Annotated in this window: 20 protein-coding genes; 15 read left to right on the forward strand and 5 right to left on the reverse strand. The window is 41.5% G+C overall.

Annotated features, from left to right (window positions below):
• The 11 genes from AAGC65_RS15100 to AAGC65_RS15150 form a co-directional block, all read left to right on the forward strand.
• Positions 1 to 2314: TonB-dependent siderophore receptor (locus tag AAGC65_RS15100; protein WP_343113292.1), on the forward strand; the 2314-nt coding region annotated here is incomplete at its 5' end.
• A gap of 7 nt (positions 2315 to 2321) precedes the next feature.
• Entirely contained in the window at positions 2322 to 3518 is a 1197-nt protein-coding gene (locus tag AAGC65_RS15105) for a PepSY-associated TM helix domain-containing protein (protein WP_343113293.1), read from the forward strand.
• A gap of 16 nt (positions 3519 to 3534) precedes the next feature.
• A complete protein-coding gene (locus tag AAGC65_RS15110; protein WP_343113294.1) occupies positions 3535 to 4392 on the forward strand; it encodes a helix-turn-helix domain-containing protein in 858 nt (285 codons plus the stop codon).
• 74 nt (positions 4393 to 4466) lie between these two features.
• Positions 4467 to 5177 carry an SIP domain-containing protein gene (locus AAGC65_RS15115; protein ID WP_343113295.1) on the forward strand — a complete coding sequence of 237 codons (711 nt, stop codon included), beginning with the start codon at positions 4467 to 4469 and terminating at the stop codon, positions 5175 to 5177.
• Between the two features lie 114 nt (positions 5178 to 5291).
• On the forward strand, positions 5292 to 5693 hold the full coding sequence (locus AAGC65_RS15120) for a helix-turn-helix domain-containing protein (protein ID WP_343113296.1): 402 nt from the start codon (positions 5292 to 5294) through the stop codon (positions 5691 to 5693).
• 600 nt (positions 5694 to 6293) lie between these two features.
• On the forward strand, positions 6294 to 7592 hold the full coding sequence (locus AAGC65_RS15125) for a hypothetical protein (protein WP_343113297.1): 1299 nt from the start codon (positions 6294 to 6296) through the stop codon (positions 7590 to 7592).
• Between the two features lie 211 nt (positions 7593 to 7803).
• Positions 7804 to 10902, forward strand: coding sequence for a TonB-dependent receptor (locus AAGC65_RS15130; protein WP_343113298.1), 3099 nt, complete (start codon positions 7804 to 7806; stop codon positions 10900 to 10902).
• Between the two features lie 75 nt (positions 10903 to 10977).
• Positions 10978 to 12498, forward strand: a complete 1521-nt coding sequence (locus AAGC65_RS15135) for a RagB/SusD family nutrient uptake outer membrane protein (RefSeq protein ID WP_343113299.1) — start codon at positions 10978 to 10980, stop codon at positions 12496 to 12498.
• A 159-nt stretch (positions 12499 to 12657) separates the two neighbouring features.
• Complete coding sequence (locus tag AAGC65_RS15140; protein ID WP_343113300.1) at positions 12658 to 13020, forward strand: hypothetical protein; 363 nt, start codon at positions 12658 to 12660, stop codon at positions 13018 to 13020.
• A 64-nt stretch (positions 13021 to 13084) separates the two neighbouring features.
• Complete coding sequence (locus tag AAGC65_RS15145) at positions 13085 to 13471, forward strand: chorismate mutase (protein WP_343113301.1); 387 nt, start codon at positions 13085 to 13087, stop codon at positions 13469 to 13471.
• A gap of 333 nt (positions 13472 to 13804) precedes the next feature.
• Positions 13805 to 15265 carry a glycoside hydrolase family 30 protein gene (locus AAGC65_RS15150; protein ID WP_343113302.1) on the forward strand — a complete coding sequence of 487 codons (1461 nt, stop codon included), beginning with the start codon at positions 13805 to 13807 and terminating at the stop codon, positions 15263 to 15265.
• An 80-nt stretch (positions 15266 to 15345) separates the two neighbouring features.
• On the opposite strand, the gene AAGC65_RS15155 is transcribed toward AAGC65_RS15150, so the two are convergent.
• From AAGC65_RS15155 to purU, 3 genes are all read right to left on the reverse strand, one after another.
• Positions 15346 to 15834, reverse strand: coding sequence for a hypothetical protein (locus AAGC65_RS15155; protein WP_343113303.1), 489 nt, complete (start codon positions 15832 to 15834; stop codon positions 15346 to 15348).
• Between the two features lie 44 nt (positions 15835 to 15878).
• Positions 15879 to 19583: an ABC transporter permease gene (locus AAGC65_RS15160; RefSeq protein WP_343113304.1), complete on the reverse strand. Its 3705-nt coding sequence runs from the start codon at positions 19581 to 19583 to the stop codon at positions 15879 to 15881.
• Between the two features lie 251 nt (positions 19584 to 19834).
• Complete coding sequence (purU, locus tag AAGC65_RS15165; protein WP_343113305.1) at positions 19835 to 20665, reverse strand: formyltetrahydrofolate deformylase; 831 nt, start codon at positions 20663 to 20665, stop codon at positions 19835 to 19837.
• 152 nt (positions 20666 to 20817) lie between these two features.
• Here purU and AAGC65_RS15170 point away from each other — a divergent pair, with 152 nt between their 5' ends.
• Positions 20818 to 21225 (forward strand): hypothetical protein, encoded by a 408-nt coding sequence (locus AAGC65_RS15170; RefSeq protein ID WP_343113306.1) that lies wholly within the window; start codon positions 20818 to 20820, stop codon positions 21223 to 21225.
• A 3-nt stretch (positions 21226 to 21228) separates the two neighbouring features.
• On the opposite strand, the gene AAGC65_RS15175 is transcribed toward AAGC65_RS15170, so the two are convergent.
• Complete coding sequence (locus tag AAGC65_RS15175; protein WP_343113307.1) at positions 21229 to 21600, reverse strand: hypothetical protein; 372 nt, start codon at positions 21598 to 21600, stop codon at positions 21229 to 21231.
• 174 nt (positions 21601 to 21774) lie between these two features.
• Between AAGC65_RS15175 and AAGC65_RS15180 the strand changes: the two genes are divergently transcribed.
• Both AAGC65_RS15180 and AAGC65_RS15185 read left to right on the forward strand, forming a co-directional pair.
• Positions 21775 to 22272, forward strand: coding sequence for a TspO/MBR family protein (locus AAGC65_RS15180; RefSeq protein WP_343113308.1), 498 nt, complete (start codon positions 21775 to 21777; stop codon positions 22270 to 22272).
• A gap of 62 nt (positions 22273 to 22334) precedes the next feature.
• The gene (locus AAGC65_RS15185) at positions 22335 to 22868 is read left to right on the forward strand and encodes a hypothetical protein (protein ID WP_343113309.1); all 534 of its coding nucleotides are present in this window, start codon (positions 22335 to 22337) and stop codon (positions 22866 to 22868) included.
• Between the two features lie 54 nt (positions 22869 to 22922).
• On the opposite strand, the gene AAGC65_RS15190 is transcribed toward AAGC65_RS15185, so the two are convergent.
• The gene (locus tag AAGC65_RS15190; RefSeq protein WP_343113310.1) at positions 22923 to 25292 is read right to left on the reverse strand and encodes a BamA/TamA family outer membrane protein; all 2370 of its coding nucleotides are present in this window, start codon (positions 25290 to 25292) and stop codon (positions 22923 to 22925) included.
• Here AAGC65_RS15190 and AAGC65_RS15195 point away from each other — a divergent pair.
• A complete protein-coding gene (locus tag AAGC65_RS15195) occupies positions 25283 to 26032 on the forward strand; it encodes an RNA methyltransferase (RefSeq protein ID WP_343113311.1) in 750 nt (249 codons plus the stop codon). The two genes, AAGC65_RS15190 and AAGC65_RS15195, sit on opposite strands and share 10 nt — an antisense overlap.
• Positions 26033 to 26133: the final 101 nt, after the last annotated feature.

The following is a 26133-nucleotide window of genomic DNA, read 5'->3' on the forward strand; positions in this document are numbered from 1 at the left end:
AACAAAAGGAGCCATGACCAATCATAAAGGCGTGTATACCATTACCCGTGTTTTACCTGGAAATTACAACCTTACGTTCAGCGGTGTTGGTTATAAAAAACTTACTAAAGCCGTAACCATAACAGGCGGCGAAACTTTGGAAATTGATGTAACCATCAGCAATGATGAGCAGCAATTGCAAACGGTTGAAATTACCGGCCGAAAAGAAAAAACCTATAAAACCACCAAAACTTTTATCGGCAATAAAACACAAACAGATATTAAAGATCTGCCGCAATCGGTATCCTACGCCAGTAAAGAACTGATAGCCGATCAGGGCGCCATACGTATTGGCGATGTGGTTAAAAACTTTAGCGGTGTAAACCAGTTTACCACTTATGATGACCTTACCATACGTGGTTTTAGGGTAAATGGCGGCAGCAATACCCAGCTATTAAACGGTTTACGCACCAGTACTGGTTTCTGGAAACAGCCGCTTACCAATTACCTGGAGCGTGTTGAGGTTTTAAAAGGCCCGTCATCGGCATTGTATGGTAATGCAAGTCCGGGTGGTGTGGTTAACCGGGTTACCAAAAAACCGCTAAACGAAACCCGCAGAACCGTTAGCTTCTCCTTGGGCAGCTTTAACACGCTGCGTGCCCTGGCCGATTTTACTGGTCCGGCTAATCAGGATAGTTCATTACTTTACCGCTTGAATTTTGGCTACGAGGATGCCAATTCTTTCCGCGACCTGCAGTTTGATAAAAACATTATCATAGCGCCATCACTATCATTTGTGGCATCGCCTAAAACCCGTATCAATTTTGACTTGGTGTATAACAACTCCCGCAGCAGGTTAGACAGGGGGCAATCAACCCGGTTAAATGATCTATACTCAACACCGGCATCCTTATCTATCAATACCGGTAACGATCATTTGAATGAGCAAACCTATATCGTAACCTTATCGGGTATTCATCAGTTTAATGATCACCTAAGTTTTAACGCCGCATATTCCAGAACCGGTTATCAGGAAGACTTATACGAGCACCGCAGCGCCAACGCTTACGCTGTTGACGGTAACAATACCGCCATACCTAATATGGTAGCCATGCAAATATTCTCGCGGATACGTAAGCGCTACATTGATAACTTTAGCGGCTACTTTAATTATAAAGGTAATACCGGCATCCTGGAGCATAACGTAGTAGCCGGATATGATTACGGCAGTGAGCGCCTGCCTGTTGGCGCATCGCAATTAACTGCATCAGGTTATCGTAACGCGGCCAATACCGGCAGCATAGGTACCTATGATCCGACCAAAAAAGCGAATTATTTATTAGATAAAAACGGCAACCCGGTACCTAACGTGCCTTCATTTAACCTGGATGATGTGATCAACTCCCAGCGCATGCAGGACGATAGCAAAGATTTTTTTGCCCAGGTAGCGGTTGATCCTACATATTATTACTTGAATGCAGGTTATGTGCAAGACCAGATCAAGCTCGGGAAATTCCAAGCCTTGTTAGGTGTACGTTATGAGTACTACACCGATTTTGCCAACTATAAAAAAGCTACCGAAGCCAAAACACATTCAAGCGCCTGGCTGCCGCGTTTTGGATTGGTGTATACCGCTAATAAGAACATTAATTTATATGGTACTTATGTTGAAGGGTATAATCCTCAAACGGCATCAACGCTGTCAAACCCAAATGCCGGCGGGCCATTTAAACCTTTAACCAGTAATATGATCGAGTTTGGTGCTAAAAGCAGCTGGTTAAATGATATGCTTACCATCAGTACCGCGGTTTACCAGATAGATCAGAACAATACGCTATACAATGCCAATGTTTCAGGCCAGCCGGACTTATTAAGGCAGGTGGGTAAGGAGCGTTCAAAAGGTATTGAGTTTGATATTACCGGCCGTATTACGCCAAACTGGAGCGTACTGGCTTCATACGCCTACAACGACGCTAAAATTACCCAAAGCCTTGTACCTGCCGAAGTAGGCAGCCAGAAACCAAACGCGCCAAAAAATCTGGCCAACGTCTGGACACGTTATAACGTAGCCCGCGGCATGTTCAATGGCTTGGGTATTGGTGCAGGCGCCAACTATGTTGACAAACGTAGTTTATCGCTTAACCTGGCACAAGGTATACCATCTTACACCTTGCTGAACGCGGCTTTATATTACCAGGTAGGGAAGGTGTTGTTACAATTTAACGCTAATAATATCACCAATAAAAAGTACTGGGTTGGCGGGTATGATTACCTGCGATTGTTCCCGGGAGCACCATCTAATTATTTATTAACCTTAAACTATACCATTAACTAAAATCGTTTTGAAAAAGTTTAAAGCGATAGCGGCCTGGTTACATTTATGGATAGGGCTGGTTACAGGTATCATTGTGGTAATTGTTTCAATTACCGGCTGTATACAGGTATTTGATGAAGAGTTGTTTAGCCTTTTTCATCATGATTTAGTTAAAGTTCAGAAAACCGGCCCTGCAAAGCCGGTTTCTGAATTACTTGCCATTGCCCAAAAAGCGGTAGGCAAAAAGAAGCAAATGACCGATCTGAAAATCGCTGAGGAGGATCATAGCTATGTATTTACGGCCAGCAAGGCTAATAAAAAGGAAGATGTAGGCATCAGCTATTTTAGCCAGGCCAAATACCAGGACGATATTTATGTTAATCAATATACAGGTGCGGTGCTGGGAATTATTGATGCCCGTTACGAGTTTTTTAACGTAATGGAGCAACTGCATCGGCAGCTTTTATTAACCAAACCTGTGGGTAGTGTGATCATTGGGGCGGCTATTTTGTTGTTTTTGGTTATGATGGTAACCGGGTTTATTATATGGTTCCCTAAAAATTATAAACAATTTAAACAAGCTATATCTATAAAATGGAAAGCTAAGTGGAAACGGGTAAACTATGATCTGCATAGCAGCCTGGGATTTTATGTACTTCCTATTGCAATGATAATAGCCATTACAGGTTTGGTATGGTCATTTAAATGGTGGGAAACCGGCATTTTCAAAACATTGGGTTCGCCGGGCAAAGTTGTACTTACACGCACAGCGCCTGCGATTGCTACAGGCGACACCACAAATAAAAAAGTAATTGATGTAATATATGCCAACCTGCTGCATCAAATAGGGGATAATTATAATGTTATAGGTTTTAATCTGCCCGAAAAAAAGAGCAATACCGTAATGGTTTTTACTTATGTTAAGCATACTACCGATAGTTGGAATAACATGAGCTATTTTTATTTTGATAAGCGTACCGGCAAAATGTTTGATAAGCTGGAGCATCCGGATAAACCCCTGGCGCTCAAATGGCGTAACTCAAACAAGGCCATACATACCGGCCGCATATTTGGCTGGCCAACGCAAATACTGGCATTTTTGGCTGCGTTGGTTTGCGCGTCGTTACCAATAACCGGCTTTTTAATATGGTGGGGTAAGCGCAATAAAAAAAGTAAAAAGAAGAGCCATGTGCGGAGGGCACAGCCCGCGCTGAGCCGAATTTGAGGGCACCAATTTGAGCATGATGAAAGATATTCCGGTACACCAATTAAAAGAAAGGGTAAACACAGGCCTGGAGATAAGCCATTTTACTTTAGACAAAGGCCCGTATGACAACAGGGAATCCTTTGGCGTGCACCGTGATGACCATTATATATTTTTTGTTATTGAAGAGGGCGCGGCATCGCTCATGATCGATTTTCAGGAGCTATCATTCAGGCCATCCTCCTTATATTATATACTGCCCGGGCAGGTGCACCATCGTATACGTAATGAGCAGGCTTATGGCTGGTTTATAGCTGTTGATCCTTTGCACATATCTCCTGATTTCCGTACCGTTTTTGAAAGTCAGCTGGCTTTGCAGCAACCATATATGCTTAATACAGCTCAACTGCAGCAGTGCAATAGCCTTTTAAACCTGATATATGAAAAATATCAGGACGAAACTCCGGGGCCTTTTTATTTACAGGTAGTGCACTCCCTATTGCAATCATTTGTGGGGATAGCGGCTTGCTGTTACAGTGGCACAAATGGTGTACAGTTTTCCATGTCGAGGCCGGTGCAGCTGGCGCAGGAATTTAAAAAACTGCTGATCGGTCATATTCGTGAGGTGAAAAGTCCTTCTGCTTATGCCAGTATGCTGCATGTTTCTGAAAGCTATTTAAATGAGGCCCTGAAAAAAGTTACCGGCTTTTCTGTAAGTTACTGGATACAACAAGAGATGCTGCTTGAGGCTAAACGCTTGCTGTATTACAGCCAGATGGATGTAAAAGAGATTGCCCACCTGCTGGGTTATCAGGATCATACCTACTTTTCGCGGTTGTTTAAAAAGGTTGAAGGCACTACGCCTTTGCTTTTCCGTACGTATTGCCGTAAATAGTCCAATCATTACCATAAGCTTGTTATTGATTAAAGGGGCAAGTCCCTGTTTCTTTGTGTATTAAATAACAACACATGGAAAAATTCAATTTCAAAAATATAAAAAGAAAGGCCGGGAAGCTGTTTGAGAACAGGCTGCAAGCCGCCCGGGTATTGGAGGTAAGGTATTGGGAGCCCTCCACCTTAATTGAGGTTGACCTGCACATGCCTTTTGCCGATATTGCCAAATGGGATGAGGTACCTTATATTAAATTTAAGGTTGATGATCTGACTTTCAGGGATTATACCCCATCTGGCTGGGATGCCGAAACCAGTACCTGTACAATTTATATTGACGCGGCCCACAAGGGAGCTGGCAGCACATGGGCAAGACAATTGGAAACAGGTGATACGGTCAGTTATCTAAAAATCGGTTCAACCTATCATAAACCGGTGGCTACATCGGCAGTGGTTGCCCTGGGCGACGAAAGCAGTATGGGCCATTTGCTGGCGCTTCAAAAAATGGTATTGCCTAATACCCGTTTTTCGGGAGGTTTGGTTATTGATAACGAACATCATCGCAGGCTTTTTCATGAGTATTTCTGGTCGCCGCTGGAGCCGGTGGCCCGTCGCGATAACTTTGGCCACCATAGCTTAATGGAATGGGTGCTTCAGCAGCATTACAGTATTGAAAATACAGTGTTTTACCTCGCCGGTAATAATATTATGGTAACCCAGCTGCGCAAAATGCTCAGACAGCAAGGATATCCATCCGGTCAAATTAAGGTACAGGGATTTTGGTCATAAACCTGCCATTATTGAGTTATACATTCCATTTTGTGTTAAACATCAATATATTTGCTATCAAAAAGATACTACTGTTTAAAAGATAGTGGTATCTGTTTGATAGCAGATTAAGCCATGTTTCCACACACAGATCCACTGATACACACCCCTGAAGCTTGTACAGCAAGTATTAACGCTGTAAAAGACGCGCTTTATGTATTAAACGGCAAATGGAAGCTACCGCTTATTGTAGCACTTTCAAATGGCCCCAAGCGCTTTAATGATATTCAGCGGGCCTTAGGTGATATTACCCCCAAAATATTATCTAAGGAATTAAAGGAGCTGGAGTTAAATGAATTTGTAGAACGTAAAGTTTTGGCTGATATTCCGCTAACCGTTATCTATGAACTTACACCTTACAGCGGATCGTTAACCTTTGTGATAGACGAACTGCAAAAATGGGGTAAGCAGCACCGCACACGTATAGTGAGCAATCGTAAGCAGCTACCCGATCAGCCAATGACTGATAAATTATAAAATATCGGCTCATCAGGGCCTAATTTGCATAGTCTGCCTCCCGCTTTGCATCAATAATTGTAAATAAAGCTATCTTCATTCGGAATTTTATCTTCCTGTAGTACTCATCTTATCTGTACGATTTGAAGCATAATTATTGCTTGTCTCGCTTCAAAAGGATCAAAAAGCACCTTAAATCCGCTTTGTTCATTCGTTATAAATCATGAAGTTTTTATGAATATTAAGCCATCGTTTGATAAGCGTTAATTTGGTTTAAAGTAAATCGTTTTACACCATTGAAAATATGTATTTTCATATAATTATATGAGATGACATATCATACGCCTATATAAATTAACCTGATAGTTAAATTTGATCTTCTTAATCGATTAAGTTAAAATTTTTGTACCACTATATGTAACAAATGATTTACCTTTAGTTGTCAAGCATGAACTATTTATTAAACGACCCAAACATATAACCGTATTTAATTTTAAAAAAGTTTGGAAATATCGTTAATGTATGTATGTTTGTACATATAAAAGTGTAACCAATTTTTTACAAAGCTTATTTTTTATCTGTTAAAAATGAGTTTTGGCCTAACATTCTTAATTGTCCTGCATGAAGAAACGTTTACTCGCTGTTTCTATATTCTTCTGGCTATTTTATCTGAACGCTCAGGCGCAGGTGAATGACAGGTCTGTTTTGGCCCAATCCATCCTTGCCGATAAAAATTTAGATACCATACAGGCCCGATCCTTAAAGCTGCTCTCCGGCTTTTCTGCGGGTACTTCATACAGTGAAGTTTGGATTCGCGATTTCAACACCTTTATAAAAGGCTCATTGCAGGTACACCCTAAAGAAAAAGTAAGGGAAATGCTCCTCATGTTTTTCAAAATTCAGGGTACCGACGGCAACATTGTAGATGGAGTGGTTGACAGTGCCAAAGCAGGCGGTGGTTATAAATATCGCTATTCAAGCTTATTACCCGGCTGGGCAGCACATAAAAACACGGTTGAAACCGATCAGGAATCATCACTGATACAGGCTGTTAAAAAGTATATCGATGTAACGCGCGATAGTTCCATCCTTAATGAGGTTGTTGGTGCTAAAACGGTTTTACAAAGAATGGAAGATGCTTTAGCATACATTCGTAAAGATCGCTGGTCTGAACAATATGGTCTGGTTACCGGCGCTACCACTATTGACTGGGGCGATGTGCAGCCCGAAACAGGTTGGGGTGTGGCCATTAACGATAAAACCAAATGGGCTATTGATATTTATGATAATGCCATGTACGTAATGGCCATTCATGATTTTATGGCTATGAAGCCTGCCAATTATAAAACCGCAGAAAACTGGTCTTCCATTGCAGCCACCCTTAAAAATAACGTACGTAAGCACCTCTGGATGCCAAAGGCACAAAAATATGTGCCCCATATTTATTTGAACGGCAGTCCTTTCTCAAAGGATTTTAACGAACAGGAAATTTTGTATACAGGCGGATCTATATGCGCCATACTGGCCGGTTTTAATACCCAGGCCGAGGTTAAAGAAATAAACAGGCAGATGCTGGCCGCGGCAGCTAAAGAAAAACATGCTACCATCGGTATCACAGTTTATCCGCCATATCCTAAAGAGCAATTCCCAAACATGCATCCATACCACTACCAGAATAGTGGTGACTGGACATGGTTTGGCGGGCGTATGACCAGCGCCCTGATTGATAATGGCTTAGTGAAAGAGGCGCAAGCCGAGCTAAAGCCGATGATTGACCGCGCAATTGCCAACAAGGGCTTTTACGAGTGGTATGATGTACAAACAGGCGCCCCCAAAGGATCGGGAGATTTCAGAGGCGAAGCAGGTGTTTTGTTTGACGCGATAACAGTTTTAAAACAATGGGCTATTAAAAATAAATAGACTAAGGATTAAATAAGCTTAAAAACCAAGTACTTAAAATAAATTTCATGAAAACTAACAATACCATGCAGGTAGCATGGGCAGCGGAGGCTCTGTTAAAGGGGCACGCCGGCGCTCACCACTACCATCAACCGCCTTAATAGTTATGGTTGGTTACAAATATCCACAGTGATATTCTATTAAGATCAATTCCCACTTTTAAATTAATGTTATGAAGAAAAAACTTATCTACTCAATCCTGTTTTCGCTGTTATCAATACAGGTAATGGCCCAGCTTAAAATTAGCGGAAAGGTTACCGGTTCGTCAGACAACCTGCCTTTGCCCTCTGTAAGCGTTAGAGTAAAGGGTACCACGGCTGGTACACAAACCGACGCTTCCGGTAATTACATTTTAAATTTAACTAATGCCAACGCAACTCTTGTGTTTTCCTATACAGGTTTTGCTACACAAGAAGTAAACGTAGGCGGCAGAGCAATTATTAATATTCAGTTAAAAGAAACCCAAAGCGCCTTAAATGAGGTTGTGGTAATCGGTTACGGTACTGCCAGAAAATCAGACCTTACCGGTTCTGTTACTACGGTAAAGGCCGAACAATTGTTAGACAAACCAGTACCAAACCTTTCGCAGGCATTACAAGGTAAAGTTGCCGGTGTTGACGTAAGCGTTAACAGCAACGCGCCGGGTGCTGCCGCTAAGGTACGTGTAAGGGGTATCGGTTCAGTTAACTCAAACGTTGACCCTATTTATGTGGTTGACGGTGTGGTTGGTGTTGACCCTAACTCCATTAACCCGAATGATGTTGCATCTATCGAGGTTTTGAAAGACGCGTCATCAACAGCTATCTACGGTGTGCGTGGTGCCAACGGTGTAATCATGGTAACTACAAAACGTGGTCGTAAAGGCCCTGCTACAGTTAGCTATGAAGGTAATGGTAACATCAGCGAGCTTTACAGAAGTGTGCCAACATTAAACTCAAAGGAATTTATCCAGATCTACAATCAGTCATTTGCCAACGGTGCAAAATTTGACCCAACCGGCGCTGTTCAACAACCGGCTGCTCCTTTAGATTATGCGCATTTTCCTAAGCTGTTTGATACCAATAACAATCCTCTATATGATACTAATTGGGAAAAAGAAACCTATAAACCAGCTTTCTCTCAAAGCCATCAGTTAAATATTCAGGGTGGTTCTGAAAATTCAGTATACAGCTTGTCTTTAGGTTACCTTAACCAGGATGGTTTAACCCCTACATCAAACTTTAAACGTTATACCGTGAAAATGACTATGGATAACGATGTTAAAAAATGGTTAAAAGTAGGTGGTAGCATCAACGGTATCTTCAGCCGCCAGCGTTTGGTATCTGATGGTAACGGTGGTTTGAACGTACCTCGTGCCGTAAGTGAGGAAGTGCCAATTGTTCCTGTTAAATATCCTGACGGAACATGGGCCGGTAACTACGACATTGCCGGTTTAGAAGGTGCTCCAAACCCTGTTCAAACTTCAAACGAGCGTTATACACTTAACAACACCTTACAGGTATTAGGTAACTTTTATGCTCAGTTCAAGATCTCAAAAGAACTTGATTTCAAAACAGATTTCGGTTACAATCTTTCTGCACAAAAAAACAACTTTTATTCAGGTTTAGGTTTACAACACATGTCTGCTGACCAGGGTGGTGTAGCTCAGATAACCTCTGCTACTACAATTTTCTGGCAAACTGAAAACTACTTGACCTGGAACCATAAGATCAATGATCACCAAAGGTTTACTGCATTAGCCGGTATCTCATTTAACCGTTCAACTTACGAAAGAGCTTTTGTAGAAACTCAAAACTTCATTGACGACTTTTTCCAATTCAATAAACTTGATGCAGGTTCTGTTAGAAGTTCATCAACATCTGACGAAGTTCCAACTGTACCGGGTGCTCTTTATCCTGGCTCTCTGAATTCATACTATGGTCGTATCAATTACAATATCGACGAGAAGTATTTATTCACTGCTACTGGTCGTTATGACGGTTCATCAAGACCAGCCGAAGGTCATAAATTTTCATTCTTCCCATCAGTAGGTGCTGCATGGCGTGTATCTCAGGAAGATTTCCTGAAAAACAGCCAAACTATATCTAACTTGAAGTTAAGGGCCAGCTTTGGTTACACCGGTAACCAGGAAATTGGTAACTACCGTTCATTATCACAATATAGCACAGGCCAAACCGCGCAAAACGGTCAGGCCGTGATCTCTTTATTGCCATACTATATTGGTAACCCTGATCTGAAATGGGAAAGAACCCGCCAGATTGATGCCGGCGTTGAGTTAGGTTTATTTGGTGGCCGTGTTAACTTAGACGCGGATGTGTACCAACGTACTACTAACGACCTGTTGTTACAGGCACCTATTCCTTATACCGCTGGTTTTGTTCTGAACAACGTTTATAAAAACGTAGGTTCTGTGAAAAATCAAGGTGTGGAGTTAAGCTTGAGCACTGTGAATGTTAAAACCTCAAACTTTGAGTGGGTAACCAACTATATATTTGCTGCTAACCAGAATAAAGTAACTAAACTGAATGATGGTAATGCCGATATATTCCCTGGTCCAAACTTCCTGGGTCAAAACTACGTGATCCGTGTAGGTGCTCCAATCGGTTCATTCTACGGTATGACTCGTGTAGGTACTTATGCTGATACTCCTGCTGATATCGCTGAAGCGGCTAAACATGGTTTAAAAGCTGGTGACAGGAAATATATTTATAACGCAGATGGAAGTAACTATTACAGCATCATCGGTCGTTCAAACCCGAAATGGACTGGTAACTTTAACAGTACCATTAAGTACAAAAACTGGGATTTTTCATTTGATATCCGTTTTGTACAAGGTGTAAACACTGCAGCTAACTTTAAACACTCAAGTGAAGACAGGCAAACCATTTCAAACAGCTTAAAAACTGTATTGAACGGCTGGACTCCAACAAACCAAAACACCATGATATCTCAAGTGCGTAACTACAAATATGCACAGGATTCACACTTTGATACCTGGTGGGTTGAAGATGGTTCATTTATCCGCGGTCAAAACTTTATATTGGGTTACTCTTTGCCAGCTTCTGTATTACAAAGCATGCATGTTAGCCGTTTCCGTATCTACGCAAGCGTTCAGAACTTATTTATTATTACTAAATATACTGGTTATGATCCTGAGGTTGATACCTTTAATAACTTTTATGGTTCAAACCCTGCGTTTACACAGAATATCGACTTCTTTGCTAACCCTCGTCCACGCGTGTGGAACTTAGGTGTACAGGTAGGATTTTAAAACTTGTGGTATGATTAAGACTGATAGAAAAAAAGTAGCGACGGATTTAATAACAACCACTAAAATCAAATGAAAATGAAAACATTAAAAAATATATTAGTAGCAACTTGCCTTGTACTTTCATGCTCGTCATGCAAAAAGTTTTTGGAAGAGCATCCGAAATCTGTACTGACGCCGGATGCGGATCTTTCAAGTGCAAAGGTAGCTCGTGCATTTGCCAATGGCGCATATCAAAACTTTAATGGTTTGGTAGCAGGCCAACCTGGCTCATACGGTGGTAGTACCTGGGACCTGATGGAGTTTATGACCGGTAAAGCAAATAGCGATTTGGGCCAAACCGGTTTCGTAAGCTTTCAAACACTTACTTATAGTAATACATCCTTTTTTGTTGATACCTGGTGGCAACAAATGTACCTGGGTATAGGTGCATCTAACTTAGCTATTCAAAGAATTCCGCTTATTACTGCGGCCGGTTTAACTGATGAGGCTAAAAACAACATGATTGCAGAAGCCCGTACCATGCGTGCATTGTACTACTTTTTCCTGGTACGTATGTATGGTGCTGTTCCTAAAGTAATTGAACCACCTAAGGATCTTAACCTGCAGGTTTCACGTGTACCGGCAAAACAAATTTATGATGAGGTGATCATCCCTGATTTGCTTGCTGCCGAAAAATCAACCCTGCCCTGGAAAGATGCAACCGGTAAAGTATCAATGGGTGCTGTTGAATCAATACTTGCTGATGTTTACTTAACTTATGCCGGTGCAGCTATCAATGGTGGCGCTGCTGCTTATGCTGAGTCAGCAAAACGTTCATTAAATGTAATTCAGAATGGTGGTTATACCCTTTTCCCGAACTACACTGATATGATCAACCCTGCAAACAAAAACTCAGGTGAGTTTATTTTGCAGGTACAATACGCGGCAGGAGTTAATATTAACAATAACCTTACCCCATATACTATTCCTAACTTTTCAGGTATATCTAAATACTCAGATGAGTATGGTTCAGTATGGCCAACAGATCAGTTCATTGCTTCGTACCCGGCCGGTGATAAACGTGTAGCTGAAAGACAATTCTTTTACACCAGCTACCCAAGCTTAAAAGTACCAGGTACAACTGTACAGTTCAAAAACCACTACATTTACAAATGGTTTGATGTAAACGCGGTAACCAACACTGCTAAGGGTGACTTGAACTACACTGTTTACCGTTTAGCTGATGTATACTTAATGTATGCCGAAGCATCAAACCGTGCAGGTGGCCCTAATGCAAATGCTATTGCTTATGTAAACGCTATCCGTGCAAGGGCTACTCTTCCTCCGTTAAGTGGTGCCGTAACAACTTCTCAGGATTTATTTGAGCAGGAAGTTTGGATCCAACGTTACTATGAGCTTTGCTTTGAAAATAAAATGTGGTTTGATATGCTGCGTACCCGTAAAGTACACAACGACGTAACTGGTGCATGGGACAACTTTGTTGGTCACAAAACCATTTACAACCAAACATTTACAGAAAAACAACTGTTATTCCCATTACCAAAAGTTGAAACAGATGTTAATCCTAAATTGTTACCAAACAACCCTGGCTTTTAATTAATTGCCATGTAAAATAAAAAGCCGGTGTTTCGAAAGAAACACCGGCTTTTTTTATGCGAATAACTTTATAGGTGATTAAATTTAGTACTATGTATTGTATAGTACCATGTTTTGTATATATTTGTGATAATTCTTTTATTTCTAAAAATAAATATCATGAAAAAACTACAATTTGTTGCTTTGGTAGCCCTGGCAGCATCGGCAACTGCCTGCCGCTTTGGTCAGCGCCACACCACCATTATGGAAAATGGCAATGGTGTTATGGTGAAAATTGAGTATGTCGGCCAAACTTATTTTAATGATGAGGGCACTGCCATACGCAGCATTTCGCCCAATGGCTATGTAAAATATAAAAGAGATGATCAAGAACTGTTGGCAGAAAGCGATCGTAATGGTAAAATTACCTATGAACTTAATGATGGTGGAAAACAAACCATATTGAACCAGGACGATAAAGCGTTTTTAGCCCAGGCCGTTAAAGACATGATCAAACACGGGCACTACGCTGATAAGCGTTAATCACCTTTCTGAAAAATTTCATAAACAGTTATACTGTTTTATAAGTTAGTGATGTTAAAAACTTATGAATAGAAAATTTTATAGCCGCCTGTTAGGTTTGTTTTTAATATCCCTGTTTAATTACAGCTTAGTTAGCGCGCAAACAGCACCCATGAAGAAAACCGCAGTTACTGATCAAACATTGCAAATGAGCCGTAAAAAAATTGATTCGTTGGATAAAGCATTGATACAATTATTGGGCGAGCGTGAACGGGTGGTTAAAGAGATCGGTATTTATAAAGCCAAAAACAACATCCCTTCCTTACAGGCCGATAGATTTAAACAGGTATTGGAAAAAAGTGTGGAGGCCGGCAAAAAAGAAGGGCTTTCTGAAACGTTCATAACCGAGCTGATGAATGCCATACACAAAGAAAGCCTGCGTATTGAGGATGAACTAAAAGCTCAAAAGTAGTACTGCTTCATAAAGCTTTTTGATAAATGGATGTTGATATGCTAAATAAAAATTAAAACCATGCATTTACCGCTTAAAAAGCACGTTTGTACTAAAGCGCATCATAAATTTACCGCTTGGCTGGCTTCAGTAACAGAATAGCCTGATTATTAGATTTTTTGGAATAGTCTGCTCCGGTATTAAAGCGTATCAAATTATTATCAAGTTGTTATAAATCAATTATTTATGTTGGTTTTGTAGTTGATTTGTCATTTACTTTAATAAATTTGAGTTGCCGGAAATGCTCAGTTTCAGCAAACGTTTTAACCACCGGCTTTCTATTTACAATAAATCATGAAGAAAGAATTTTTAATTGCCTGTTTCATCGCCGGCGGCCTGACCAATGCTGGCCTTCTGAAAGCCCAAAGCACCGCGCCGTTTACCACCAATAATAAATCGGTTAAAGTGATTGTTTCTGAAAAAGAGGCGGGCTACAAGTTTGCGCCAACAGAAACACTTCAGTTTACAGATCATCCGCAACCGCCCGAAACCGAGGTGTCTGTTTTTGTTGATCCGGCCAAAACGTTCCAGACTATGGTAGGTATAGGAGGGGCGCTTACCGATGCCTCGGCCGAAGTATTTTACAAACTTCCGAAAGACAAACAGCAGGAGTTTTTAACCGCTTATTTTGATAAGGATAAAGGTATAGGCTATACGCTTGGCCGCACTAATATCCAAAGCTGCGATTTTTCGAGCGCCAGCTATAGCTACGTTAAAGAGGGCGATGCCGAGCTGAAAACTTTCGACATTAGCCATGATAAAACTTACCGTATACCATTTATAAAAGCGGCTACTGCCGCGGCAGGTGGCAAATTAACCATGTTTGTTTCGCCCTGGAGCCCACCGGCTTTCATGAAAGATAATAACGACGTTTTGCACGGCGGTAAACTGAAGCCGGAGTTTGACCAAAACTGGGCCAATTTTTACGTGAAATTTATCAAGGCTTACGAAAAAGAAGGTATCCCTATTTGGGGCCTTTCCGTACAGAACGAACCTATGGCCAAACAGACCTGGGAATCATGTATGTACACTGCCGAAGAGGAGCGTGATTTTGTAAAGAACTTTTTAGGCCCAACATTACACAAGCAAGGCCTGGCTGATAAAAAACTGATTATTTGGGATCATAACCGCGATTTGCTTTATCAGCGTGCCAGCACCATACTGGAAGATCCTGAAGCTGCCAAATACATCTGGGGTGTGGGCTTTCACTGGTATGAAACATGGACCGGTGCCGGACAGCAGTTTGAAAGCACCAGAAGGGTTCACGAATCCTTCCCGGATAAAAACCTGATCTTTACGGAAGGTTGTATCGAGAAATTTGATTTTGCTAAGATCAACGATTGGTCACTGGGCGAAAGATACGGCCTGTCTATGATCAATGATTTTAACGCGGGTACTGTAGCCTGGACAGACTGGAACATCCTGCTGAATGAAAAAGGCGGCCCTAACCACGTAGGCAACTTTTGCTTTGCACCCGTACATGCCGATACCCGCAACGGTAGCCTCATTTACACCAGCTCGTATTATTACCTGGGTCATTTCTCCAAGTTTATTCACCCGGGCGCTAAACGTGTAAGCGCGGTGTCCAGCAGGGATAAACTATTAACTACCGCTTACCTTAACACTGATGGTAAACTGGCAGTTGTGGTGATGAACCAAACCAATGAAAAAATTGATTACAGCCTATGGATAAATGGCAAAGCTGCCAAAACAACCAGCTTGCCACATTCTATCGCTACGCTAATTGTAGAATAAAGATTTACGATTTTGATAAACACAGAGGCGGGTCATGAAAATGGTCCGCCTTTGTGTTTTAGGATAATAAATTAAAATGCCTAATCGACATAAACTTTATAAGCCTGGTTTATCGACAATGCATATTGCAAAAAATCTTTATATTGGTTTAGATATGCAATCAGATCTTGTGGACTGTCGTCATAATATTCATTATCACCAATACCTATAGCCTGCAAAAAATCCATATCAATATAGAACAGGTCATAAAAATTATCACGGCCGCCATATTTTTCCAATAGCCCTATTGGCTCAGTATTCAAAGATGGGATCAGTTTGTTTTGGATAAAACTTACTACTTGCTGAACGTCGGCTACAACGAAATGGGCTTGCCTGTCTAAATCGGTTAAATCCCCTTCAGGTAAATCATAATTAACTCGATAATAATATTCACTTTGTGTAGCATCAAACATTTTTTTGCCGTTGGCATAATCAACCTGCTTGGCATAATACATTATTAATGAAAAAGTACCGAAACTAAAAGTTAACTCCTCATCGTTTAATCTAAAACATTTAAGTCTTGTACGCATCAAAAAATCTTTTAAAACCTTGGGTGAACCCACTTTTTGCCAATTTATTCATTTCGCAAGCTCTTTACCGGGTTGGCCATACCAGCCCTAATGGTTCGGAAACTTAAGGTAAATAACCCGGTTAGCAGCATTCCGGCGCCGCTGATAACAAATACCCACCAGCTAATAGCAACGTGGTCGGCAAAGCCTTCCATCCATTTATTTACGGCGTACCATGCAATTGGAGTTACTATGACAAAGGCCAGTAAAATAAGCGATACCAGTTCGGTTGATAGCAGGGTTACTATTTGAGCAACGCTTGCGCCAAATACTTTGCGTATGCCAATTTCCTTTGTTCGCTGATTGGTGGTGTAAATGGCAAGCCCTAATAGTCCGAGGCAACTGATCAGTATCGATAAACAGGTTGCCCAGCTGAGCAGCGTTGATGTGTGTTGTTCCTGATCGTAAAATCGGGCTATCGTATCATCATAAAAAAAGCAATTTAAATCGAAATTATCATCTGGATAAGCCTTTTTCCAGGCCTTGCCCATATTTGTAATCGCGGTTTTCCACTCGTTGCCTCCCGCGGTTTCAGGTTTCAGGCTAACGTGTAATGTCATCATTGGCACGGGGATTGGACTGCCCGATGTTATGATTGATGGATAAATGGCGGAATGCAGCGATCGCTGATTAAAATCGGCCACAACGCCAATAATACTTATATTTCGGCCTATGCCAAACCAATTCAACTGTTTCCCGATAGCATCATGCGGGTTATTAAATCCTAATAATTTCGCGTAAGTATTGTTGATGATGATGGCTTTTCCGGTGTCGGCTTCCGTAATGTTTCTGCCGGCAAGCAGTTTTAGCTGGTATATTTTGATATAGTTTTCATCGCCAGACTTAACTATTATTTCTTCTGTAGTAATCTGTTTTTTTCCATCGTCATAAGTAATACGCGTACGGTTAAATGCATCGGACGAAGGCGGGTCATTACCTAAACCCACGAGGGCAACCTGGGGCATCAATCTGAATTCGTTCAGCAGTACCTGGTTGCTGCTGGCCTTACTGGTATTCCAGGGGGTATTAATAATCAGGATAGCATCCTTTTTAAACCCGAGGTTTTTATGTAGGGCGTAATAAATTTGTTGGCTTACCAAAATGGTGGCCATTATGAAAAACTGGGCTACAACAAACTGCGAAACCGTAAGCGACTTGCGGAGCCACGCGTTTCGTGTTTTATTGCTATTGTCCTGAAACTGGTTTTTCAACACCGATGCCGGCTTGTAGCCCGATAATACAACTGCGGGATAAAAACCCGACAAAATACTGATCACTATAGTTAATATCAGCAAAAAGAGCATGACGTTCAGCTGCAGAATATTAGCATGAATATCAGGGGATATAACATCGGCAAACATTTTTAAAATAATTGGTGCAAGCAACATCGATATGCAAACCGCAAAGCATGTTATAATAAATGTTTCGCCTAAAAACTGAACCATTAATTGCATTCGGCTGCTGCCCAAAGTTTTGAGTATCCCAATTTCTTTTGCCCTTTGGGCGGCCTGGGCGGTAGTTAAATTCACATAATTGATACATGCCAGCAATAGCAAAAAGATAGCGCTGGCCAATAATCCGTAAAGCGTTGTTTTATTGGCGGGCGATGAGAAATTGAAAATATTGTAGTCGGGATTGAAGTGGATATCATCTAACGGCTGCAAGGCCAGATCCACGATAACGGCAGGCATTTTTCCTCTCGCACGCGGCGGATTACTTTTCCGGTAAATGGTATTGAGCTGTTTTACAACTCCGGATGCCGGGGTTCCCGGCGACAGTTTTACAAAAACCTCCGATGCCGAGGAGATCCTGTCCCAATTATTTAAATGTAAATCAGTAGCTAAACTTTTATTAGTTGCGGCGGTACTAAAGGAAATAAAGTCGTGAAAGGTAAAGTCGCTATTTTCAGTAAAGGTTTCAACTACGCCGCTAACGGTTGTTTTAAGGGTATCATAGGTAACTACTTTACCAATTATTTCATGATAGGTTAACGAGGGGAAGTAAAGCCTCGCTTGTTGCGATGTTAACACAACCTGGTTGGGTGCGTCAAGGGCGTGTTGCGATGAGCCGGCAAGCCATTTATAATTAAAAATTTTAAAATATTGCTGATCGGCAAATGTTATCCTGTCAGGGTCTATAAACCGCTTTTGTGCACTTTTATCTTTGTCGATATAAACGAGATGAGGCGACAGTGTATATACCGGCGTAATTTTCTCTATTCCGGTGGCCTGGCTTTTAATGGCCTCTGCCAGTGGGCTGGTTACGCCACTTGAATAGTTCATGTGCCCCTGAAATGACATGTTCATCACAACGCGGTAAATCCTGTCGCTGTCTTTGTGAAATTTATCAAATGTAAAATCGTAGTGTACTACAAAGTAAATAGCCAGAAAAGCGCTTATACCAACGGATAAACCGATGATATTTATCAGGGTAAATAGCTTGTGCTTCCAAAATCCTCGGAATGCAATTTTAAAAAAGTTTTTTGTCATAAAGATGCCGGTTAATTTTTCATGCGTCCACCCCGTGGAGTTTACATGGTTCAATATTAGCGGCATCGGTTTGGTAAAACCTCTCAACTTATAAGATGGGAGAACTTTTTGAAGGTTGTTTTTGTACTCCAAAGGGGTTTTACCTGTAAATTGCTTAAAAATACGATGAAAGCTACTTTGTGAATTAAAGCCTGACTCATACGCAAGACCAAGCAGCGTAATATGATCATAAGATGGATCCTGCATTTTGAGCGCAACCTCGCGAACACGATATTCATTGATGAAATCATTAAAGCTTTTTTTGAAAACTGTATTAATAATTCGGGATACTTCATGAGTATGCAATCCAAGTTTTTCCGCAAGAGCGCTTAGGCTCAATTCTGCATCCCGGTAGTACCCTTTTTCTTTTATTTCCATTTTTAACCAGGAGCCTTTTTGCTTCAGATCTGCCGGTAATAATGGCTTTAAGTTTATATCAGTTTTCTCAGGAGTTTCTGCTTTTAAATGGCTCTTTGCAGCCATCCAAATGATCAAGGATATGAAAAGGAGGTACAAAGGAAAATAATACTGTTCTCCTGATTTATCATGGTGAAAAAAATAGTTAACAGCTGTAATTGGTATCCATAGTAACCACAACATACTGAGTGCGGTAAGCAAGCGATCTAACCATAGCAACTCGTTTAGATAGCGGTCGCCTCCATTAAATTTTAACCCAAGGTAAAAGTTTCCTATTTGCCTGTGCGACAGGTACAGGTAAATGGCGACCGAAACAAACGCCAGCAATTGCAATATGGGGTTTAGTTGCTGAAAAGCCGGCGTTTTATAAGTAGCCGAACCGGTATTTATACTATCCCTAACTTCCAATGCGTGGGCGCCCAATTCCAGCAGTAAGGGACTAAAATGTAGCAGATCCTTAGACTGGAATTTATATTCCGGCCGGGTTATTCTAAGCACGTAAAAGAAAATAAGGGGGCCAAGAGCAAGTGAAAATTGCAGCGGTAACCGGCTCCAATTGGTAATGTAAGTTGACAGTCCAATGTCGATACCCAAAATCCGGGCTATCCACAAAACAACGATAACCATAGCCAGGGCCAAAAGCCGGTTTGCAGCACGGTTTTTACTTTTGCTGAACCATAAAAGCAGGATAAAAGTGAGTGCGATAATGATCGTACCAAAGAAAGCCAGGTCGTAGGTATTAATATGGAAGGTAAATGTATCCATTTGAATAAAACTCAATCGCTGTTACAAGCTTAATCCCCGCCGGGTGTAGCACCAAACATCATCTTACCATTGGTATAGTAAACTTATTTGGCATAATACATCATCAATGGAAGGTACTAAAACTAAATGTTAATTCCTTTTTGTTGCGTTCAAAAAAGATAAGTATTCTGCTCGTAAAGTTTCTTTTTTTAACCGGCTAAATACCTGTATCAATAATTCATTGTCCTTTATCTTTTTTGATGCATCAGCAGTTACACCTGTCCAAAAACAACGGTTTTGTTTTTATACACAAAAACGCGGTCTTCAAATACCAGTTTAAGGGCGTTGGCCAGTACAGCGGTTTCAATTTCCTGCCCGGCTTTTACCATAGCGGCGGCCGTAAAAGAATGGTTTACCGGGATGGTTTGCTGTGCGATGATAGGGCCCTCGTCCAATTCGTTGGATACAAAGTGTGCGGTAGCGCCAATCAATTTTACGCCGCGTTCAAAGGCCCGTTTGTAGGGGTTAGCACCAATAAATGCCGGCAAAAATGAATGGTGTATATTAATAACCCGCATCGGGAACCGGGCTACAAACTCCGGCGATAAAATGCGCATGAATTTTGCCAGCACCACATAATCGGGCGCGTATTGTTGTATTACATCAGTTATCTGCTGCTCAAACTGGGCTTTGCTTACATCCTCATGCGGGATATGGTAAAAAGGCATATCAAAGCGTTCGCAAATATTTTGCAGGGTGGTATGGTTGCCAATTACGCATTGTACGGTAGCACCCAGGGTTTTAAAGTAATTACGAATCAGTATATCGGCCAGGCAATGGTACTCTTTAGTTACCAAAACCACTACCTTTTTTTCGGGGATGGGGTTAACGGATATAATTGCACCGGGGGGCAGCACTTCTTTTAAGGTGTTTTCAATGCCATTGGGCTCGCCATCTTCAACCTCCAAACGAACAAAAAACAAGTCTTCGGCTTTGTCAACATGCTCGCGCATGGATATAATATTGAGCCGGTGTTGGGCCAGTATGGTAGCAATGGAGCCAACCAAGCCCACGCGGTCTTTACACTGAATAACAATGATCATGAGGATAAAAGGTAATAAGCAAAAAATGATTCAGGCTGTAATTTACAAACAGGTATGATTTATGCAAATAATTATATTAGTTAAAATAAAATAAATGTGCTGTATCATTTGGGCTTAAGTGCTCGTAATGAGCTATATAAACCTTTCCTGTTATGAAATATTTAAGTCTACTGTTAGTGCTGATCATTTATTGCAGCGCATCATCCTGCAATAAAGGAAAATTACCGCCATCTGATTCTATAGTTGGCCAATGGCGCTGGGTAAAATCTGTAGGTGGTATTGGCGGATTTACCCTGACACCCAAAACTGAGGGTTTTGAGCAAAAATGGATGTTTAATGCTGATAGTACCTTTAAATTTTACCGTAAGGATACGGTAGCGCTTAACGGCAGATTTTCTATTACGCGCAATTATAAAACCTCGGCCGGTGAAAGCTTTGATGTGATCAAAATCCCCGGATCGTGGAGCGATCAGGCTTACGTTATCCGTAATGACTCGCTTTTTTTCCTGGATATATTTATCAGCGATGGTTTTAATTCAACCTACGTGCGTATTAAATAATGCTTAGCCAGCTTGCGGTTCATCGGGAATAAAATTGGCTTGATTTTCCTGATCAAACGCAACATAGACCCGTTGCCAGGGCTGGTCGTCAATTAAACGCCATTTGTGGGCGGTGCCCGTGGTGTCGGTGGCTATGAGTATTTCACCGGGTTTTAAAATAAAGGTTTCGCCGGTTCTGGTTTCAAACTCCAGCGTGCCCGATAGGGTTATCACGTACTGATCGGTAGGGGCGTTGTGCCAGTCGTAAAAAGAATACGGCGGCGATTCCTGAAATCGGACAGACACGGCCTGGTTAAACTGGCCCTCGGCAACAGTGCCCGTTTGTACGTGGGAGTTACCATCGGTACCCGTGTATAATTTATAAGCTTTTATCATGGTATTTGAGCCCTATGGCTACGGCGACTAAGCTAATATATTTAAGCTGGTTTAACTGTAAAGACCGCATAATACTATTGTAAATTAATATGATTTGTACTGCATTATTTGATTCCGGAATGCAAAATGAATCGAGTGGAAAACTTTAGCGGCACTTAATTGGTTCAATAAACTATGAGTTCTACAGTATCGCTCAAAAAGTTTCAGTTTTTTCCGTTTTTGATCAGTTTATTGATCACGCTGGCCATCGGTTTTGTAGCCGCGTTTTTTACCCGGCCCGAAATAAAAGGCTGGTACAGTACCCTCAAGAAGCCTTCATTTAACCCGCCACCCTGGTTGTTTGCCCCGGTATGGACATGTTTATATATCCTGATAGCCATAGCCGCTTACCTCATCTGGAAACACCGCAGCCGCAAGCCGGTTTACAAGGTCACCCGAGCCATTTACTTTATACAGCTGTTTTTAAATTTTATATGGTCGATAGTGTTTTTCGGGATGCACCAGATACTGGGAGCGTTCGCAGTTATAACCCTGCTTTGGGTAAGCATTGTATTGACCATTTACTGGTTCAGCAAATTCAATAAAATTGCCGCCTGGCTGTTGTTGCCTTATTTGCTATGGGTAAGCTTTGCGGCTGTACTTAATGCAAGCATATATTTACTGAATAGTTAGCTTTAAAAACACTATTTTTATTGCATACATTTTTGTGCTTAAACTGAACTGTTTTATTAAAAATGAAGAAACTATTACTCCTGTGCTGTTTTATTGTAGCGGCTCATAGTCTGGGTTTTGCAAAAAGCATAGCCATTAATCATTTTGTAATCAAAGAAAACCCTTTTGCTGTTGATGAAGTAGCCGTAGTAGCCACCGATACGGCAGGCGTGATACAGGAAGGTGTAAACGGCACCTTTACTTTTGTGATGAATGGTTTTCAGGAACAGTTAAGGTTTGAAAAGGGTACCGCCTTTTACCGCCACAAACTGGATAGGTCGGCGTTTTTGTATGCCAAACACATGAATGATAGCGGCACACATGCCATACTCTACTACGTTTATAAACATGATAGTAAGCTAAGCCCTCTGCACATCAGCTGGATGCTACTTATTGCCGTTCCGCTGGCGCTGGTATTGCTGGCCTACATGTTTAAGCGGTTCATCATTATAGCGGTTATTATATTCTGCATATTCCTATACTTTAACTACCATAACGGGCTAAGTATGCCTACATTTTTTGAAAGTGTTATTGATGGTTTAAAGGGAATGTTTTAGGCGGGAATATGTTATCCTCTGTATCTTATAGCAAAAATGGATCAGCCCATTGCCTTAAAACGGCAGCCCGATACCGAAGTTAAGCTGCATGAAGTTGTAGCTATCGCCCATGATTTTGCCATCCTTATCAACACCGGTGGCGTTGGCTTTCAGGTAGGCTTCTTTAAAACTGCCCGATTTAAATAGCTCGTCGCCGTGTTTGATGAGTACCCATTGGTCTGCACCGCTGAACTGCGGATCTTTAAATTTAAGCGCGGCATCAAGCCTGAAAATAAAAAAGCCAAGATCAAACCGCAAGCCGGTACCAATACCAATAGCGGTTGATTGTAAGATATTATCAAACCGGAATTCACCGCCCGGGTTTTCAACCTTTTTGCCTAAGCGCCATACGTTGCCGGCATCCATAAAAATGGCGCCTTTTAGTTTGGCCCCAAAAAAGTTGTCGGCCAGTTTGTAGCGGTATTCGGCATTAGCAATCATTTTTATCTCGCCAAACTGGTCAAGGTATTTTAAACCTGCACGGGTACTGGTATCGGTTCCATAAGAGGCGCGATTAAATTGCCCCGGCCCCAGTGTGCGAGGCAACCAGGCCCTGATATCGTTTGCGCCACCGGTATAAAAGTTTTTTTCAAATATGAGCTCATTACTGTTGCCATAAGGAACGCCTATACCCGGGTTAAAGCGAAAAACAAATTGCCGTTCGCCACCCAGCGTGCGGTAAATACGCAAGTCGAGCTCTGTTTTGGCATATTGTGAAAATGTATATCCGAAAATTTTTCGCTGATTATCGGCATCTTTCGGTGTGTTAAATATGTTACTGGCCAAATTCAGGAAATTGCCCCCAACATCTAAACTACCACGGAAATAAGTGAAGTTTTTATAAGAATTTAACTCCAGAGCGTTATATTGAAAGGTATACTGGCTACCCGTGGTAAAAGTAGTACGGCCAATTAACTTAACATATGAAAGCCTGTTTTGCTTAAGCAGGGTATCTCTGGCGGCGGGGTCAAGAATACCTCTTGAAAACTCAATACTAATAGGAGTTATAGTGTGTTGCTTACGGGCGGTTTCAAAAAAATCATAAGTAACTGAGTTAATAAAACTTTCGCGCTTAACCAGATCCTTCTGAAAAAACAGGGAATAGTTACTGGAGAACGTAGTATGCGGCACCCCGAATTTACCTAACAGCGGGAAGTTAAAGGGCGTTAAAATACGCGGATAAATGAGGTTAACGCCACCCCTGAGCTCCTGGTTTTGAATGCTTTGCCCGTTATCAAACAAAATGCTCCAGTTAAATTTTACCTGCAATATGGCAGCTTGCTTAAACAGGTTACGGTTGGTAAAAGTATTGCCAATGTTATAACCAAAGCGGCCGCCGCTAAACAGTACCTCACCCTCCACACGGTCGCTCATTTGTTTGAGGGGCACAATATCAATTTTGGTATTGATGCGGTTGCTGCTATCGGGCAGCTTTTCATACGTAGGGTTGGGCACGTTACGGAACACGTTTAACTCCGACAGGCGCGTTGTGGTAAGCGTTTGCTGGTCAATGTTGTACAGCTGACCTTTTCTTTGAAAAGTATAGTCAATTACAGTACGTGGCTTAAAGCGGTGCGAAAAATCAACAAACCTGAATTGCGAATCAACCTGTATGGTATCGGCCTTGCCGGTTGAGCGCCCGTTACTGCGCGAAATACTGATCTGGGTATTATTGATGGTGTAAATAGGGTGCGATGTTTTGCCCGGCGGGTTATCAACCGTCATGGTAATATCAACCACATTGTTGTTAAAGGTGGAGTCGACGTTGTAATTGACATACTGGCGGTAAAAATCAAAGTAGCCGTTACGCTTCATCAACAGGTACAGTTCATCGCGGTCATGCGCCAGACTATCAGTATCAAAGCGTGCTCCAGGTGAAATTTGCGATATTTTATTGCGGTTATTATCGTACAGCTTTTTGATGTTTTTATCGGCAATGCTGTCGGTTATTTTCCTGATCCTGAACATGGGGCCTTCAACAGCGGTAAAAACCAGTTCAGCCTTTTGTTTTTTGATAATTATGCTGTCGGCTATTTTGGCTTTCAGGTAGCCGCGGTTCTGGATGTACCGTTCCATCTGCAGGCGTGAGTACTCCACCAGGTTACTATCTAAAATAGAAGGAGCCTCGCCATAATTCTTTTTCCCTTTTTTACTAAAGGTGTAATATAACTGCAGGTTGAGCCAGTTGTTAGGCTGCTGCTGTTTATCTACATAGTTTACAGCGGCTTCGGTAAATTGATGGTCAATTCCCTTGATGGTAATTTTGCGTACCAGTACCTGGTTTTTATCAAGCCCGCGCGTACTGCTGCAGCCCGAGCCTATAATGAGCAGCAAAATACTTAATATTGTAAGGCGGTAAACAGCAGGTATAGTATATGCTTTCAAAATCACAGATCAGTTTATTAACATCCTTACAACATAAAAAATTTCGCAGGGAACATGGTTTTTTCCTGGTTGAGGGCTATAAATCGGTTATCGAATTTATAAACTCCGCATACCAGGTTGATACTATTTATCATACGCCTGCAATTGCTTCAAAAATGCTGAATTTATCCCGAAAAATAAACTTTCAGGAGATTTCATTAAACGAGATCGAAAAAATCAGCTCATTGAAAACGCCGCAGGAGGTAATTGGTTTGGTTAAGATACCCATATGGCCCGTATTAAATTATAACAGCCTGAAACAAAAGTTTTCACTGGTGCTTGATAATGTGCAGGACCCCGGTAACATGGGTACTATTATACGCACGGCCGACTGGTTTGGCATTGGCGATATTATTTGTTCGGAAGATACGGTTGATGTGTACAACCCCAAAGTAGTGCAGGCCACAATGGGCTCATTGGCAAGGGTAAACGTACATTATGTAGATCTGATACAAACATTGCCTCAAATAAAACTGCCTGTTTTTGGCGCCATGCTCAACGGTCAAAATATATATAACACCAATTTTGGGGGCGAGGGCTTGCTGGTAATGGGTAACGAAGGTAATGGCATAAGCGCTGATATTGAGCGCTTAATAAGCACCGCGGTAACCATTCCGAGGGCCGGAAATGCCGAATCATTGAACGTTGCGATAGCCACTGCTATACTGTGTTCAGAAATAAAAAGAAATTCAATGAAATAATTGTTGGCTTTCTGAAAAATAAATTACTACTTTTGCAGTCCTTAAGAAAAAATGGTCGGGTGGCCGAGTGGCTAGGCAGAGGTCTGCAAAACCTTTTACAG

The sequence above is a fragment of the Mucilaginibacter sp. genome (assembly GCF_039207105.1).
GTDB lineage: Bacteria > Bacteroidota > Bacteroidia > Sphingobacteriales > Sphingobacteriaceae > Mucilaginibacter.